This is a genomic window from Burkholderia sp. Bmkn7 (genome assembly GCF_041103175.1).
GTDB lineage: Bacteria > Pseudomonadota > Gammaproteobacteria > Burkholderiales > Burkholderiaceae > Burkholderia > Burkholderia cepacia.
In genome coordinates this window covers 1,401,767-1,418,407 of the sequence record NZ_JBGCUH010000003.1, presented here as the reverse complement: position 1 = coordinate 1,418,407, position 16,641 = coordinate 1,401,767, and the positions used below count along the sequence as shown (strand labels likewise).

The 16,641-nt window shown below is 59.1% G+C and carries 17 protein-coding genes; 1 reads left to right on the top strand and 16 read right to left on the bottom strand.

The features are described from left to right. Positions 1 to 19: 19 nt before the first annotated feature. Positions 20 to 796, bottom strand: coding sequence for a TIR domain-containing protein (locus AB3K92_RS28200; RefSeq protein ID WP_369466287.1), 777 nt, complete (start codon positions 794 to 796; stop codon positions 20 to 22). Positions 797 to 850: 54 nt separating this feature from the next. Continuing rightward, on the bottom strand, positions 851 to 1,507 hold the full coding sequence (locus AB3K92_RS28195; RefSeq protein ID WP_369466286.1) for an SOS response-associated peptidase family protein: 657 nt from the start codon (positions 1,505 to 1,507) through the stop codon (positions 851 to 853). 209 nt (positions 1,508 to 1,716) lie between these two features. Between AB3K92_RS28195 and AB3K92_RS28190 the strand changes: the two genes are divergently transcribed. Further along, positions 1,717 to 2,217, top strand: a complete 501-nt coding sequence (locus AB3K92_RS28190; RefSeq protein ID WP_212175599.1) for a hypothetical protein — start codon at positions 1,717 to 1,719, stop codon at positions 2,215 to 2,217. A 52-nt stretch (positions 2,218 to 2,269) separates the two neighbouring features. Here the strand turns inward: AB3K92_RS28190 and AB3K92_RS28185 are convergent, their stop codons facing one another. From AB3K92_RS28185 to AB3K92_RS28120, 14 genes are all read right to left on the bottom strand, one after another. Continuing rightward, positions 2,270 to 3,157, bottom strand: a complete 888-nt coding sequence (locus AB3K92_RS28185; protein WP_369466285.1) for a hypothetical protein — start codon at positions 3,155 to 3,157, stop codon at positions 2,270 to 2,272. A 110-nt stretch (positions 3,158 to 3,267) separates the two neighbouring features. Then, positions 3,268 to 4,056: a DNA adenine methylase gene (locus tag AB3K92_RS28180; RefSeq protein ID WP_059670899.1), complete on the bottom strand. Its 789-nt coding sequence runs from the start codon at positions 4,054 to 4,056 to the stop codon at positions 3,268 to 3,270. A 168-nt stretch (positions 4,057 to 4,224) separates the two neighbouring features. Further along, positions 4,225 to 4,719: a DUF2514 family protein gene (locus tag AB3K92_RS28175; protein ID WP_369466284.1), complete on the bottom strand. Its 495-nt coding sequence runs from the start codon at positions 4,717 to 4,719 to the stop codon at positions 4,225 to 4,227. Beyond that, positions 4,716 to 5,135 (bottom strand): glycoside hydrolase family protein, encoded by a 420-nt coding sequence (locus tag AB3K92_RS28170; RefSeq protein WP_175897810.1) that lies wholly within the window; start codon positions 5,133 to 5,135, stop codon positions 4,716 to 4,718. Before AB3K92_RS28170 ends, AB3K92_RS28175 begins: the two co-directional genes overlap by 4 nt. Then, complete coding sequence (locus tag AB3K92_RS28165; RefSeq protein WP_369466283.1) at positions 5,128 to 5,421, bottom strand: holin; 294 nt, start codon at positions 5,419 to 5,421, stop codon at positions 5,128 to 5,130. Before AB3K92_RS28165 ends, AB3K92_RS28170 begins: the two co-directional genes overlap by 8 nt. A gap of 57 nt (positions 5,422 to 5,478) precedes the next feature. Then, a complete protein-coding gene (locus AB3K92_RS28160) occupies positions 5,479 to 6,216 on the bottom strand; it encodes a hypothetical protein (protein ID WP_369466281.1) in 738 nt (245 codons plus the stop codon). Next, positions 6,216 to 6,521 carry a hypothetical protein gene (locus tag AB3K92_RS28155; RefSeq protein WP_176115278.1) on the bottom strand — a complete coding sequence of 102 codons (306 nt, stop codon included), beginning with the start codon at positions 6,519 to 6,521 and terminating at the stop codon, positions 6,216 to 6,218. The genes AB3K92_RS28160 and AB3K92_RS28155 overlap by 1 nt, the downstream gene beginning before the upstream one ends. After that, positions 6,521 to 9,892, bottom strand: coding sequence for a host specificity protein J (locus AB3K92_RS28150; protein ID WP_369466280.1), 3,372 nt, complete (start codon positions 9,890 to 9,892; stop codon positions 6,521 to 6,523). Before AB3K92_RS28150 ends, AB3K92_RS28155 begins: the two co-directional genes overlap by 1 nt. Continuing rightward, the gene (locus AB3K92_RS28145; RefSeq protein WP_369466279.1) at positions 9,889 to 10,470 is read right to left on the bottom strand and encodes a tail assembly protein; all 582 of its coding nucleotides are present in this window, start codon (positions 10,468 to 10,470) and stop codon (positions 9,889 to 9,891) included. The genes AB3K92_RS28150 and AB3K92_RS28145 overlap by 4 nt, the downstream gene beginning before the upstream one ends. Then, the gene (locus AB3K92_RS28140; RefSeq protein WP_175897814.1) at positions 10,467 to 11,198 is read right to left on the bottom strand and encodes a C40 family peptidase; all 732 of its coding nucleotides are present in this window, start codon (positions 11,196 to 11,198) and stop codon (positions 10,467 to 10,469) included. The genes AB3K92_RS28145 and AB3K92_RS28140 overlap by 4 nt, the downstream gene beginning before the upstream one ends. A gap of 4 nt (positions 11,199 to 11,202) precedes the next feature. Further along, a complete protein-coding gene (locus AB3K92_RS28135) occupies positions 11,203 to 11,892 on the bottom strand; it encodes a phage minor tail protein L (protein WP_369466278.1) in 690 nt (229 codons plus the stop codon). After that, positions 11,889 to 13,556, bottom strand: a complete 1,668-nt coding sequence (locus AB3K92_RS28130; RefSeq protein WP_369466277.1) for a tail fiber domain-containing protein — start codon at positions 13,554 to 13,556, stop codon at positions 11,889 to 11,891. The genes AB3K92_RS28135 and AB3K92_RS28130 overlap by 4 nt, the downstream gene beginning before the upstream one ends. Position 13,557: 1 nt before the next feature. Further along, complete coding sequence (locus AB3K92_RS28125; protein WP_369466276.1) at positions 13,558 to 13,896, bottom strand: phage tail protein; 339 nt, start codon at positions 13,894 to 13,896, stop codon at positions 13,558 to 13,560. Next, positions 13,886 to 16,639, bottom strand: a complete 2,754-nt coding sequence (locus AB3K92_RS28120; protein ID WP_369466275.1) for a phage tail length tape measure family protein — start codon at positions 16,637 to 16,639, stop codon at positions 13,886 to 13,888. The genes AB3K92_RS28125 and AB3K92_RS28120 overlap by 11 nt, the downstream gene beginning before the upstream one ends. Positions 16,640 to 16,641 lie beyond the last annotated feature (2 nt).

The following is a 16,641-nucleotide window of genomic DNA, read 5'->3' as shown; positions in this document are numbered from 1 at the left end:
ATCGCGGGGACTATCACCCTCAACGGTAAATGCTAAGTAACTCTCGATCAAGCGGGCTGTATGTCGCATGGACATACCCTTTTGGGTATGAAACATACACAATCCCCGCAAGATTCGTCGGAATGCTCACGCCCTCCTCGTGAAGCAGGATGACTCGGCTTCGTCCATACTTAGCGTGAAAGAATCCAATCTCATGCATCACGTTCTCACGTACCCTCGACTGTCCTGCAGCATCCGAATCATCTCCGCTCATAACGATCACGGCGCTATCGCATAGTTCGCTGTTTGTCTCGAGCTTCTCAATTACCGTCTGCCCCTGACTCGCCTCTTGCGCTAGTTCGAGTGTGTCAAGCCCAACTTCCTTCTCAATGTGACGTTGCACGTCCATCCAATCCTTAGAACGACCGTGCGACAAAAAAACTCGCATTGGCAGCCGACGCGATTTTGCTGGGGGAACACTGCTCGCCCGAATCTCCATCAATTGGTCAATGGCCCCAATCAACTGCATGAGCTTAGTTCTAGAATAGTATCGTCGGGCTTGCCCTGCCGCGTCGGGCATCATCTCTAGATCCGCCCCAACATCCATCATCACGAAGTCGCCGTAAAGATCAGGCCGTTCCTTGCTGAGAACCGCAGTTTGCTGGACAAATTGTTCAAAGAATTTTCCAACGTCGGCTGGCGCAAAGCTTGGTCGTGGCTGAATTGCGTTGCCCCGCCCTACTTGTTCAGCAAGCGCGTGTTCGACCGCCTTTCGGACCCCAGCAAGTTTTGCCATCGCATTTGCGAATTCACTCATTATTACCCCGTTGACGATTTTGCAATTCCCGATATCGGAAGCCACTGACCAAGGTTACTTTGGAGCTGCAATCATTTCATTTGCCGGAAGCAGGTTCAATAGTGTCCGAGCCGCCTCTACGTTCTTGCTATGCAGCCATTCGTCATAGTCGACTGGCCGCAATATGACCACCGAGCGCTTTTCGTCACCGGGTTTGTGCATGCGCCCCATTACAGCGTGGCCGTCGGCGTTGACGGTAAGCATGGACATACCAATGAGCGTACGGCCGTCGTCGCCATCGTAGCGCCGCCAGATGCCCGCCACACAGTACGACTGCCAGTCCGTAAGGCCGATTCGCTGCCATACGTTCCGGCCCGTCTCATAACATGGCTCGTATATCCAACGCGCCGGGATCAGGCAACGTTGCCCCGCTCGCCAAGCCTTGCCGTACAGCCGCGACTCTCCGACCGTCTCAGACCGGGCATTCATCGTGTCGAGCTTCTTCCGCTTCCGGCCGCGCTCGTCGACACGCTCCGGTTGCATGAACTTCGGCCAGAATCCAAACACAGCTTTTACAACGCCGAGGCCGTCCCCGTCCGCCCAAGCGATCGGTGCCGCATAGTCCGGATAGACATCCAACTCCCACGGGTCGCGACGGTACAGGTCACCGATGCCAATCTTCAGTTCGTTGATACCCGGATCTTCGCTTGGTGCCTTGTAGTTTGTGCACACTGGCCGCCCCCAATTATTGAGACTTGACGACCTCATCTTACCGCGCGATAAACTGTATATCCATACAGTATTTTGCACGCATCATGATCTTGCCCCCATTTGGCCCTCCCAAGTTCGATGAGATGTCGAAGTGGTGGAACTCGTGCACGTACGCCGACGTCCATCGGCTGATTCTCGAAGTGCTACACCTGCGAATCACGATGAGAGAAATGAGCGGGCTTACCGGCGACGCGACACGCATGATCGCGTACCTCGATCGTGCCGACGAGCTGCAATATGCTGCCCCGTTGCGACGCCTGTCGAACAAGATCGACAGGGAGGTTATGCGGGCAGGCCGAATGAACAATCCTCGCGCGCCCGTTGAGCCGTTCTCCGACGAGTGGCGCGCGCGCGAAGAAATGAAACGCAGGCTTTATGACGTTCCCGGTGAACCTGATCCGGGTTCCGACAAGGCAACGAAGCTACCCGAGTTTCAACGGTTGACATGGGAGGAGTTGCGCGACGCGTGGAGCGCGGCCAACTTCAAGAAACATCGCTCGCTTACGCTCGAACAACGCTTCGTGCTGGAAGTCGTACACGTCCGCCGAACACTGCGGCTCATGGAGAAAATGGTCTGCGCGGCCGAGCTGGAGCTGAAGAAGAACGGCTACCCCGATTCGTTCGCGCTTGATCAGCTTCGACGGATGATTGACGGTGCGCGGTTCGATTGACCACGCGGAAGGGAATGCGTCGCACGCTGGCTCGCGCGCGACGCCACTACGATTACTTCTTGACCGGCTCGATGCCCCAACACTGCGCACCCCGGATGTACTCAGGAATCGCTTCCGGCTTGTGCTTGCACAGATTGATCGTTTCAAGCGCGGCTTTGTAATTGATCGTTAGCGGATCGACAATGCTGTTGATCTGCGCGTCCTGAGCCACCTGATCCGGTGTCGAACAGTCCGCGCCCATATGGACCGGATCCGACTGCCACAGCCCGCCAACGGTACGGAACCCGACAACACCACCGGTCGATGCCATATTGATCGCTGCATACAACTCGCGGGATGCGGGGAAATACACTTGATCGAATGTGCTCCCGCTCGCGCCGGTAACTCGCTCCGTCCGCACGGGTGCACACGAAACGATCGGGAGCACCGCGTGAACGACCCGTCCCTTGAGATACTCGCGCGCAGCGTAGATCTGCAGGTCACTTCGAAACTGATCCACTGCCGCATACTTTTCCGGCGTGTCGACGTAGCCGGTCATATCGTCCAGTTGGAAATTCATCAACACCCACTCGGAAATGTTGATGTTCACGTTCATCACGTCCGCTTGAGTCGGACCAACTCCACCGTTCTCCGCCTGGACGAGTTGATGCAGAGTCGTACCGTCGATCACGCCAGGATAAACGCCAACGTCGGCACCGCGCGCTTTGAATGCGGCCTGCAACGCATCGATCGTCGCCAGTGCATTGTTCGAGTTCGGCACGACTGGCGAGCTCGCGTCGACAGCCGCCATCGCACGCGCAACACGCGAACCAATAATCGGATTCCCGGTGAACGTCATGCGAATTGCCGGCCCGGTGTTAGCCGGCGCGACGTCGTCCCCACCCCCGCAGGCCGACAGAGCGGCTGCAACGCATAAAGCAGCAAGTAGCTTTTTTTTCATTGAAGTCTCAGGTGCTAGTTGATTTGGTATGTCCCCGCGATTCCATTTTACAGAATGATTACACGCAGGTAACTATTGAAAGCGAGCCGGGGTCAACGCCCCGGCCTAGGTCAGAACAAGCCGACCGGTTGCGCTGCGTCGTCCCAACTAAAAATGATCAGTTCGTTCCGGCTGACTCCCTTACCACCCCCGACCGTGTAGTCGATCGGCACCGTCTCGATGTGGTATCCGTCGAACACGCGTCGAATCTCGGGATGGTCATTCAGACTCACGATTGCCCGCCCCTTAATCGTGCGCAGCCGATCCGCCATCTTTTCGTACTCGGCAAACGGGAACGCCACGCCGTAACCTTCCGTCTCGTAATACGGGGGATCGAGATAGAACAGCGTGTGCGCCCGGTCGTAGCGGTCAATGCATCCAGCCCAATCGAGACGCTCGACGAACGTATTCGCCAACCTGAGATGCGCGGCTGAAAGTTCCTCCTCGATCCGCAGAAGATTCAGGCCCGGCGGAGTCGTTGTCGCTGTGCCGAACGTCTGCCCTTCGAGCTTCCCGCCAAAGCAACTTTTCTGGAGGTAGTAGAAGCGCGCGGCTCGCTGGATATCGGTGAGGGTTTCCGGGACCGTCGACTTCAGCCACTCGAAAACTTGCCGGCTCGTCAATGCCCATTTGAACTGGCGCACGAATTCCTCGAGGTGATGTTGCACAACGCGGTAGAGGTTGATCAGTTCGCCATTGACATCGTTGATCACCTCGACCTTTGCCGGCGGACGCATGAAGTACAACGCGGCACCGCCAGCGAACACTTCGACGTAGCAGTCATGTGACGGAAAGCGCGGGATCAGGTGATCTGCAAGGCGGCGCTTGCCGCCGATCCACGGAATAATCGGATTTGCCATTGTGAAAGCCGTTTTTAAACTTGGTGTAGAATCCGGCCCGCCTACGTAGGTAAACGGGGCCTTGGCTGATTCACTGGCTTGCTCAGTGGAAAGGTGACCGAGGACAATGCGCGAACATTCCCTCGGTCGCCCTGTTTCTCTCGAGGCCTCCCGGCCTCGAATGCCGCGCTACCGCGACTGGATAGATTGCGCGTCGACGATCAACGCGTCGTAACTGCGCTCACACTGCCGGCCGGCGATTCCCCGCCTGTCAGCGATGCTCGCCAATTCTCCCGCTCGCGCATCAGCCCGGCCGAACACGTCGGCAAGCAGATCGAGGGCGTCTCCGGTTGCCGGGCCTCCGCCGACAATGGCGGAATGCTTTGCGCGCTCGATAAGTACGGCGACTTGCTTACGCAGCCCGTCAGCAGCACCATCGGCAGCAACAGCATCAGCGACTGCCTGATCACGTTCTTTCGCAGCATCGGTTGCAATCTCCTGTTGTTTCGCCAAGCGGCGACCGAGGCCGTCGCGCTCGGCGGTCAGATCATCGATCTGTTTTTTTTGACTGGCGACTGCGGCCGACTGATCGGCATCACGGTGCCCCTTCGAGTAGCCAGCAGCGGATCCGATGACGACCGCAACGATGACGGCCAGCCAGATGCGAGGATCGAGCCATGTCATGCGCCACTCCTCATCATCGATGCAAGGCGCTTCGCACGATCCCCGACCTGCCTCGCCCACAGGCTGTCCAGCATCTCCGTCGCAGCCGCGCCCCAATCACCGCGTTGCGCGGCTGCAAGGAAATTGCGAAATCCGAGCAACCTCCCTTGCATGTTGAATGCCATGTTCATCATCACGCGCTGACGAACCGGGTCGAGCGAGCGCCACCACGGCAACGCGCGATCGAGCCATGCCTCGGTTTCGGCGATATCGTTCTGGTACATCAGATCGATCTCGTTATCGCGGAACCCCTTGTCGGTCAGGTTGCGGCCGATACCGCCTGATACCTTGCCGACCGTATCGGTGTAGATTCGATATCGCCGATCCTCGTCCCGCGTCAGTTCGGCTTTCAATTTCAACGCGTCGTAGTTACCCATTCTTGCTACCCCCAAAAAGTTGCTTTGCCTTTCTCCGCAGCAGCACCTCGAGGTACTGCGACCCGACGATGCCGAACGCGCTGCCGAGGCCGAGCAGCGCGATCGGCGGCAGATCCGGAATCTGCAGCAGTGCGATGCCAGCGACCATCGACGTCGCAGAGCCCAACACGGCCCGGCCGACTACGAGCCGAAACGACAACGGCTCACTGCCGACCAGCACCTTCGCGATGCCAATCAATCCGCCCATGAGAATCAACTCCACGATGGTTTTTTCATGCTCTTGCATTACGGCTCCTCTTCCCCGTACCCCACAAAGAAAAAGGCCGCCAAACTTGGCGGCCTATTACACGATTCCTGTTCCGTCTAGCACCATGAAGCGCATGTGCCAGCACTCCCTGAATGTCGTTATATTTGGCGATCTCCCCCCGTTGTAGATCCGCGTGCCCCAAGAGATAACGTCGCCAGTGACCCGTACCGTGCCGATCTCCAGAACGTCCCAGAGGCGCTGACTGCTGTTTGACGAGCCCCATATGTAATGGGCCGGCCACAACCCGGAAATCAACACGGGGCGCCCATACGCGCGCTGATCCCATGACGGATTAGGTGACCCAGTAACCGCCCAGCCCGCGTCGCCCATGTACCGAGACTCAATCACGTCAAGGACGCGATAGAACGGGCTAGCAGCATCAGCGATGAGAGTCCCATTGGGGCTAAACACCTGCAGCCCGTATCGGCTTCCCGTCGCAGGTACGTTCGAGAACACGAACAAGCGAACAGTGGTCTGCGCCTCGGTAATAAATCTGACCGTGTACGTGCGTCCGTCCTTTGATGCTTTCGCATCCCACAGCGAGACGCCGACGCCCGGATCTGCGCAAAATGCATATAACGGGCGATCGGCCGTGAACACGAAAGCACACATCCAGTACGTCCCGTAATACTGGATGCTCGCATTGTTATAGACCGTCTCCACAGTCGTCTGCTGCGATACCGCCTCAAGCCGTTGCACGAGCTGATAGTTGGGCGTCAGTCCGTCAATCTGGAAGACACCGCCATCGGTAAAAGCCTGAAAACCAACTCCCATCAAAACACCCCATAAATGAGCCAGCCCACTACAGGAGTCCGATAATCGTTGCCGCCGTCCATGCTGTACCACCAACGCACACCACTCGCGTTGATCTCGATGTTCGGCACCGGAGCCTTCATCGAGATGTGCTTGAACAACCAATCCGGCATGAACGCCCAAAACGGCTCACCACCCGACAGATCAACCTGCTGGCCACCGTCAGCCCCACCTATCCAGAGCATTCCACGCAGGCGACCGCACCGCGTCGTTCCGTCGAGCAGTAAGCGACCATTCGAATCGAAGATCTGCAGTCCAGCCGGCATTACCACCTCCCCCAACGAACAAGCAGACCACCGTTCGCCCCGTACACCTGACCGCCATACTGGTTGATGACCGTGCGCCCGCCACCATCGGCGCTGTTGATCTCGAACGAGCCATTCTTATCGATGCGCCAACCTCGCTGACCCGCGACGTAGTCGTTGCTCTGAATCACGTCGCCGATCATAAGATTCGTAATCCACCCCTTTCCGATGAATCCGCGGTTGATGAATACCTCCCCATTCTCGATGACGAACGGCGTGTACCAGCCTCCATTTGCCAAGCTCAACAGAGCAAAGCGATCCGCCTGGAACAAGATCTGCGATTGCACGACCCCGTTGTTGTTGTCGACGCCAACCGACATGCCTGCTACGTAGTAACTGCCGCCGACCGTCGCCTGCACCTTCAACGTGTAATACGCCTTGACGCGCCCATCCACATCCGCGACCGCCTGCGAGGTTTGTTCAACAGCAGCACTGACCTTTCCGACGCTTGCCTCGGTCGTGACGATCCGCTCTGCCATCGCACTTGTCTCGTTGACGCGCGTGTTTTGCTCAATGCGTATCTGTGCACCGAGATCGCCGGCCACCGAGGAAACGGTATCTACTCGACGCGCGACAGCTGATATCTTGTCCGTCATGGCCGACCATTGCGTCCACGCACCGGCCAGCTTCGTGGCATCCCCTGCGTAACCATCAGTAGCGCCGGCCCACTCAGGCGTCCACTTCGCGACAACACCGTCGACACGCTCGACCTGAGATTTGACGTCTCCCACTGCATTGGCGAGCTGCTCTAGCTGCTGCTTCGCCGGGCCGACAAAGTCAGATGCGCTCTTGATCTGCGACTGCAGCTGCTGAGTCAGTTCCGAATTGCCAATCTGCCCCTTCAGGTACTCGACAATCGCAGTGGCGTCCGAACTCGACTGCCCGTTCACGCCAGCGCCGGCCGGATACCACGGCCCGACGTTACCCGAGCGATCGACGAGCCGAGCCCAGAAGAAAAACGACGCACCAGCGTGCAATCCGTCCATCGTGTACGCGTGCTGCGGATAGGCGAAGTCCCCGAGCTTCTTCGCCGTACCACGATCCGACGTCGTCGAGTACCACAACTCGCTCCGCTGAGTGTCGAGCGCTCCTTCTGGAAAGCCCCACTCCAGACCGATTCCCATGATCTGCGACGTCGAGCGCAGAAACGTCACCGCAGGCGGAGGCGTCGTCTTGCCCTGCATGGTCGTCAGCGGACTGAACGCCGGCAGCGACGGCACATTCATCGCATTGATCGCGACTATGCGGGCCATGTACGCTCCCGCGTAGATGTTCGGTACTTCGATGTTCACGGATCCAGTTCGACCCGCAGAGATCCAGTCACCGTTATCCTTCCGCCACTGTGCCTCATACTGCACGGCACCTTGACCGGGATCCCACCCGATCACCATGACGGTTGACGCCACACCTTGATCGATCCGCGAGTACGACGTGATACGGACGTTTGCCGGCGGCGGCTGAATCGACGGCGGAATGACAGTCACCGGCCGCTCCTCGATCCGCGTCCCGAAATCAACGCTGTCAAACTTGCCCGGCGCGTGCTGAACTACGGTGATCTCGAAGCGTAGCGACTGATCGTCAGTGCGATCCGCGACCGACACGACCTGAAACATTGGGACTGCCAGGTCGTCGCTTTCGACCGCCCACACCGCCTCGGTGACAGGTTGAGCCGACCAATCGGTAGACACGGTTATGTCCCGACCAGACACCTTGAACACCACGCGCGTTTCGTTCCGGCCGCTAGGCAGGTTCACAATTAGCCGATCCCCCGGCTTCACCGAGGGATCACGGTCGACCGTGATCGTGCGCCCTGCAACCGCGTGAATACGACCACTGATGGGGCGGCCGGCGAACGTCGAATCGGCTATGCGGATCACCTGCCCCGGCAGCGCAAGCATGCCGTCGAGACCCACCGAAAAAGTTACTTCTTGCGTCTCCATGCGCGACGTGAGCAAAGCCCATTTACCGACTCGCTGCGCCTGCCCCTGCGATGTGCATCCGATCGCCGTGATCTCCGTCTGCCGCACCCCATAACGCAGCTTTCCGTCACGATCCTCGACCGCCTCAACCGCCTGCTGATAGTGGTTTGCAGGATCGCTCCACGAGACCAGCGCAACGGTGTATCGCGTCTTTCGCTCGGTTCCCTGCCGCACGAACAGTCCGTCGATGACGTTTCCGGCCGTATACGTATAGACCGGCTGTGCAGGCATATTTGCCACCGCCCAGATCTGCGCAGCCGACCAGTACGTAATGCCCCTAAACACGGAAGCCAGATCTGCCAGAACTTTGTATGCGTCGGCACGGGTCTGCAGGTATACGTTGCACGTCATGCGCGGCTCCTGCCCGCCCTTGCCGTCCGGAACAAGTTCGTCGCAGTACTGGCCGATCTTGTACAACTGGTAGCGATCGAGCTGGTCAAGCGCAATTCGATGCCCCATGCCGTAGCGCGGATGGGTCGCCATGTCGTAGAACACCCACGCCGGGTTGTTCGTATATCCAACCTTGAACGTGCCATCCCAGACGCCCGTATAGCCACGCGTCGCTGGATCATAATTCGACGGAATGCGGATGCGACGACCACGAAGGTGGTACGACCGCGTTGGCACACGCTGAAACTGAGACGCATCGACCATGACGCCGGCCAGCGCCGTGTTCGGGTAACGCAGCTTCGCGTCGATGACCTCCGTTACGGACTCGACCATCATGGTGTCCGCGATCGTCGTACTGCCCGCATTCGGCGTCAGCCGTCGAACGCGCAACGTCCACCCCCGACGAGCCGGCGGCAGGTCGACACGGTGCGACCGCTCATACTTTCCCGACACCTTGATATCGAACGCCGTCTTCAAAACCACCTGGAATGCGCCGTCGTCCGTCGCGATCTCGATTTGATACTCAGCCCGATAGCCCTTCACGTCCCCCGTGTTGGGGTCGACCTGCTGGAACTGCGGCGTCGATAGCCGCACGCGAACAGCGGACAGTTCGAGATTGGTGATCGCGCGCGAATACGGTGTTGCGCTGCGCAGCTCGACACTCACGCCGATCTCGTTCTCGACCGCAGGAAAACCCTGAATGTAACTTTGGTCCTGCGAGCCGGTGCGGAACTCGATCGTCGCCCCCGGAAAATTGATCGTGCCGTCGTCCGCTGCCAATGGAGTACCGTCAAGGAGAACCGACTTCAGTCCATTCACCGGCCCTTCGATGTCGCCCTCCGACAGAATGTCCAACACGCGCGCATACGAGATCGACCGTGCGGTGTCGCTCGCCTCGATCGGAGCGCGACCGCCGCCGCCTTTCTTGTACCCGACAACGTCGTGATACCCATATGCCGTCATAGCTGATCCTCCGCGTAGATGCCGGCCGATGCGACCGCCGAACCGATCTCGAGCTCGCCATACAGGACCGGGACGGGGCCGCCCTGCGCAGTCGTGTTCACCGGGCCATTGAACACGTAGCTGGCTTGGTTCTGCGGGCTATCTCTCGTCGATAACCCGCGCGGCGACGGAGCGAGCAGTTGCGAGATCCCGCCGGCCATCATGGCAACACCCATGTTGCCGATTACCGCTCCGATCCCGGTCCATCCGAAGTAGTAGCCGACCGCAGCCATCACCCCACCGAGAATCGTCTGAAACAGCCCTCCGGCCTTCGCTCCCTGCAATACCGGGGCGATGCGGATGTCCTCGTCACCGCACGGAAAGCTCAGATCGCGCACGCCGAGATTGCGACGACCCGCGAAGACTGCGTACGTGATGCCCCGATCCCGGCTCTGCATCAGCTCGCGCTCAAAGCCGGGCACCAACACGCATAGCGCTCCGATCGCGCGCGCGGGACAATCCACGACGAATCGATGAACCCGGCCAAACCGCGCGCCGAGATAGCCGTACAGCCTGATAACCCGAACGTTGTCACTCATCCTTCGAACCTCAGAATGAGGCGAGTCACTTCCCGCCAGTAACCGCCGTAGACGTCACGGCTCGACAGTTTGTCGTAGAGGTGGTGCAACATCGTGCCGTCGCCGAGATAGATCCCCGCGTGATTCGGGACCGGCGCGCGCACCTGCATCAAGATGACGTCGCCACGTTCCGGCACCGGCTCCATTCCCTGCAACGCCACGAATCCCGCCGCGCGATAGTGCTGCATGTAGAGATCCTCACCAGCCTCCCACCAAGCATCCCGGCGGGGAAAGTCAGGCAGCACAATCTCATGCTCGACGCGGTACCAATCTCGGACCAGCGTGTAGCAGTCGAGCACGCCGTGCGCAAACGACCGACCAACGAGCGGAACCTGAAACCCAACCGGCTCGATCGTCTCAATCGCCCCCGGCCGAACAACGCCATCGTCACCACGCCGGACCTCGACGACATGCCACGCGACGCCCGACGCCTCGCAGGCGACCCGATCCGCCTCCGATGGTTCGGCGGGTGAATCAGGATGTGAATGGACAACAGCCACGACCGCGCCGCGATCCTCAGCCGCCGCATACTCGTCCGCCGGCAAAACAAAATGATCGCTACCCGTCGCCGCATTGCTGCATTCGACGTAGCGCTCGCGGCCACGCTCGACAATCACCAGACCGCAACACTCGTGCGGATACGCGCGAACCGCGTGCAAGCGGATCGCGTCCAAAGTTGCTTTTTTCATAGGATCAGGTGCGGACGAGGCCCGCAGCAGGAAAGCCGCCGTAAGGCAGTGGATTGTTGGCACCGAATCGCAGCTTGCAGCCCCGCACGCTATTGCTGCATCGATCTTTGGCAGGATCAGTGGTCGGGGCATCGTTCGCGTCTGCACACGGCCCTCCCGTGTACCCGCACTCCGGACCACGATAAGCCCAGGTGCACAGGTTCGGAATGATTTGCCGGCGCGGTAGCTGCTCGCCGTCGAAATCAAGCGGCGACGACAGTTCGAACTCGACCGTCACATTGTCCTCGCGCGACTTCCGCTCGATCAGCCATGTCTCAGGCGGCATTTCCTCATTCGGATTTGCCCACGGATTCCCGCTCGGGAAATTGACGGCGTCGAGATACTTCAACAGGGTCCGCCGCCGCGTCACCTTCGCGCCGACCATATCGGCGAATGCGAGACACAGGGACGAAATGGATCCGTCAAGGTTTCCAACCTTCAATGTCGGAACAGGCTGTCGCCCGGAGCTCGTTCGCTCGAAGCCATCCGCCGTGATCGGCCATGGCGAATATGCGACGGCACGCCAAACAATCTTGCCTTGTTGCCGGTGACCGTGAAAGTAGGCTACCTGACCACCGATCGCCGTCGCGTCTAGCTCGAAAAGCTCGATCAGCGCACCTGGCTCGAGCTGCTGAATATCGGTAGTGATGCTCATTTTTCCGACTCCAACGCATCGATACGTTTCATCGCATCCTGCAATGTCGCATCGATCTCAAGCATTCCCTGAAGGAGCGGACCAACCATGTTCGCGTAGTTGACCCCCAGATATGGCGTCCCGTCCTCCGCAGATACTCCGAGCTCATCCACAACCTCCGGAAAGACCTCACGTACCTCTTGGGCGATGACGCCGACGCCGCGAACCTCATTCATCACGTAATAGACACCCCGAACCTTGCGTAGCTTTTCCAGCACGTCGGTAATCGTCTCAACGTCCGACTTCAGGCGTTCATCCGAGGTTTGTGTCACCGAATAACAGGTGATCGGCTGGTATGCACCGGAGGATCCGTTGACCACTTCAAGAGCGCTAGTGTCGGAAGTGCAACGCAACTGCACCACGGACGCTCCATTCTTGCTCGCAAGGGCAACCGACGCCATACCAGTCGGTGCCACTACGCAGACGGGAGCATTCGTATATGCACCATTCACGGGATCTTTCGAGACGACGATGCGCTGCGTGAAGCTCTTCAGCCCGGTAACGGTCTGGACACCGTCGAGATCCATCGGATTCGCGAGGTTTCCAGAATCCCATGGAACCTTTCCGGCAAAGGTTGGACGTCCCGCATATGCAGGTGCGCCACCCAGATACGCAATGCTCGCCTCCTGAGAGTACAGCGACGGTGCGGATCCGTTTTCAACCTTGATCCTCCGAATGCTGCAACCGTAAGCAGACGCACGGGGGGCGAAGTCTGCAATCCTGCAGACGCGGATATACGCGGTATTTTCCGGAGTTGTAACTGTTACGCTACGGTATTGCCATCCGCCCGTACCTGCCGCTACCGCAACCGATCCTAATTCCGACAACATCGACTTCGATGCATCCAGCGCCTCAATCTTGATCCGCGCTTGGCCTTGGGACATACCCTGTGCATTGAGTTCAGCTGAGAGATTTAACGCCAATCGCGGGGCGCACGGAATCAAATCGGCGTAATCCAACACATAATTTCCCGCCGTGATCGGCGCAAGATTTGAAAAAAATGTTCCTTCCGCATAGCCCCCTTGAACCACACCCAAGCCGCTCGAAGCCCAGCCGACATTACCCAACTCCCCCGAGCCATTCAGGAGAATATTCGCTCCGTTGAAGCCCCCAACCTTGCCACTCGCTGCGATGTTTCCTGCAATTCCCCCTGTGGCTGATATTGTCCCGCCAACGGTCATCTTCCCGACTATCATCTCATCGTCGGTACGCGCACGACCACGCATCAGAACATTCCAACCACCACCAAACCCATCCATCATTGCCGACTCGCCCGCGTTCAATCGAGACAGCCCGACCCAGTCATTCGTGCCACTAGCAGGAGCCAATGTGACTATGCTTGCCCCGATATTACGAAGCAGAATCACGCCATCCTGATCAGGCAGATCAGCAATCTTCGGCATATTGACGATCCCAGGATTCGCAAGGTTGATGTTGACTCGCTTACCCATATGAATCGCGACCGAAAGCGCCTGCGGCGACGTGATCAGCGGAACTGATGTCACTGCGGCCTGCGAATTCAGAATGTCGACGTTACGATTGATTCGCTCGTTCGCACTGCGCGGAGAATCACCACCTACACCCGTACCTGGTGCGCCGAGATCCACCTTTTCCAATTTCGCCATATCAAGCCCCGAAAAATTCTTCGAACATCGCCGTCAAAGTAACTATGGCTCCCGCGCCACGAAGCGGCGAATACCCCGCGCACACATAGCGCCCCACAACTCCGATCGGTGACGTCCACTGAAACGCCTTGCGTCCAGCATGTCGATCCAGAAAATCCAGAATCGGCTGAACCTCCGTCAACGTCCCTTTGATCGTGACAGGCCACTTCGCACGCTTCGAATTAATCCCATCGCCGACACGCTGCTGATACCCGTCCCCAAAGGACGCGGCTCGTACCTTGAATTCGATCTGGCCTGTATCGCCGGTGCGAACTGACCACGAGAAAATTTCATCTGCCATTTTTCACGAAGGAGTAGATGATTCCGCCCGGTCGAGTCTCGCCGAGGACAACAGCACGCATCTTTTGCTTCAGGCCGTCCACAAGTGCTTGAGCAGCCCCCATCGACGACGGTTGAGCCTGCTCGCTATCGCTCGACTGGATGTAAATCGGCATCGACAACGAAAGGCTCAATCCAGCGGCCGATGCAACGCCGCCACCCATGCGTGAGCCTGCTACGAGCCCGCCGCTGGCGAACCTCGAGAGCCGCGACATGCCCCGTCCGCTGTTGAGATCCTCCAGCATCGGCAGCACGCCCGGCTGAGACACGACGTCAGCGCGTACGATGAATTCACGATTCGACACGCGGGCCAGAATGCTGTCGCTCGTACCCGTACCGGGTCCACTGATCAGCCCACCGCCCGCAAACTTCATCCCCGCACCCAGACCAAATAGCGCACCGCTTCCCGCGATAGAGGACAGCGGCGTGAAGCCATATGCGCTCCCGCCCATACCGCCAGCACTGGAAAGAGCCCCATCGAATAGCATCCCGAGGAGCCCCGTATAAGCCCTGTTCGCGAAAAGCTGCGCAAACGAACCAAGCATGCTCACGACCATCGAGCGCACCGCCTCGGCAGGCGTTTTTGCCCCCGTCGCAATGTCTTGAAACAGTCCGCTGAAAGCATTACGTCCTGCGTCCGTGAAGTCCTTCAGATAGTTCGAGCTGTCGAGCATCGACTGACGGATGCGATCGCGCATCACGTCCAGATTGCGCAATACACCTTCGTCCGTCGTTTGCCACGAAAGCCGGTTGACCTCGTCATACAGGGCCTGCAGCGACGTCACCGTGTCAGCCGAATTCGCGCGCAACTGTGACAATCCGTCGATCCATCCGGTCAACCCCTCTTGCTGATCGAGCGAGATCTTCCGTTGCACGCTGCTCGCCTGCGCGATGATGTCGTTGTACTGCGCTGAGATCTTCGTGAGCTGCCGGTTTTGTTCGATGAATGCCGCCCCCTGCACGTCTCCCGTCGAAGCCGCCTGCAGCAGCGCACCCCGATTGCGATCGTCGTAGTCGTGCATCGCGCGCGGCACCGACACACCTGCTTGCGCCAACAGCGCATCGCGCGTGTCGGAAATCGACTTCAAGTAACGACGCTGCGCGTCCTCTTGCTGCGTCAGTAGCACCAGATCACGCGACGCGTTTTCCTCCCGCGTCTTCGCGATCTTCGTGTCGACCTCGCCGATCTCCTTCGTGATGCGAATACGCTCGTCGGCCGGGGCCTTCCAATATGCCGACTGGAGCGTCTTTTTCTCACGCTCGTAGGCGTCGATCTTCTTCGCCGTCGTGTCGTCGGCAAGCGCGATTTGTGCTGCATAGAACGCGTGATCCGAAATCAAAGTTGCTTTGTGCAGCGCCTGCAACTGATCGTCGGCGTTCTTGTAGGCGTTCTGGATCAGCTCGAGGCTGTTCTTCGTCTCCTGCAGGGCCGCATCGAGCAAGCTCTTCCGGATCCGGTTCGCGTCCGATGCGCCCGAGCGGTCGGAGTACTTTTTCCGGATCTCTGCCATGTCCGCGGCCATCTGAGCAGCTGACACTTTGTTTTCAGGGTTCGCCTTGTTGTAATCGGCAACCTTGCGCTTGTAGTCGTCGAGCGCATCATTGACACGAGCAATGCCCCGCGCCTCATCCCGCAACCGCTTGAGGTAGTCCGACGCCGCGATGCCCGCCTCTTGGGTACGCGCGTCGTCCGACTTCTTGCCCGCTGCGGTCGCTTCATCCGCCGCCGCCTTCTCAGCTGCAGCAAGCCGCGCACGAGCCGCTTCCATCGCATCGGGGCGCATTGCGACCCCTCCCCGCCGCGCTGCGTCCTCCAGTTGACGCAGGTCAGCCTTCGCCGCCACAACACGCTCGGCCGTCGTCTCGGCTTTGCCGATCGACTTCATCCACTCCCACGCGCCACCAATCGCACTCCCCACCCCACGCCATGCTCGCTCCAGCGCCCCAAGGTTCGAAAGAGACTCGCCGCGTAGGTGGGTGTCGAGCAGCTTCGCCGTCTCGAGCATGGCTTTTTGTCGGTCGCCCGTCTCCTCGATCGCACGAATATGCTCGTACTGCGCCGTCGTCATGAAGTGCATGCTGCGGTTGTGCTCCTCGGCCCACTTCGCAACACCCTCGGGCATCTTCGCGAAATCCTTGGAGATCTCGTCGAGGCTGGCACCCGTCAGCTCATGCAGTCGAATCATGCTCTGTCCGAGCACCTGGAGCGCTTCGCCTGCGATCTGTCCCGTCGACACGAGCGACTGGACGCTCTGCCGCGCAGTACCCACGCTCGCATGCGTCGCGTCCGCTACAGACACCGACATTGCAGCAATGCTACTTGTCGTCATGCCCGCATAGTTGCCGGTGAGCTGGATCGACTTGTTGAACGTGCTGACCTCCTGCGCGCCCTTGTAGATCCCGACCGCGAGCGTGCCGACAGCTGCTGCGACCGCACCGATTGCCAAGCCGACCGGACTAAGTGCGACATGCATCAGATCGATCTGCTCCGCGAATACCATTGCGGAGCCACCAAGGTTCTTCCAGCTACCCGTCACGACCTCGTGAGCCATCACCATGAGCTCGCGGCGAGCTGCGACGGTATGTACCCCGACTTTCTGCATCGACTGGCCAGCCTGTTGCGCAGACTGGTTGACACCGCTTGCAAACGACGTCGTGCTGTTCTGCGCTGCTTTTAGGTTCGCGGTGTAGGTCGACGGGTCCATCG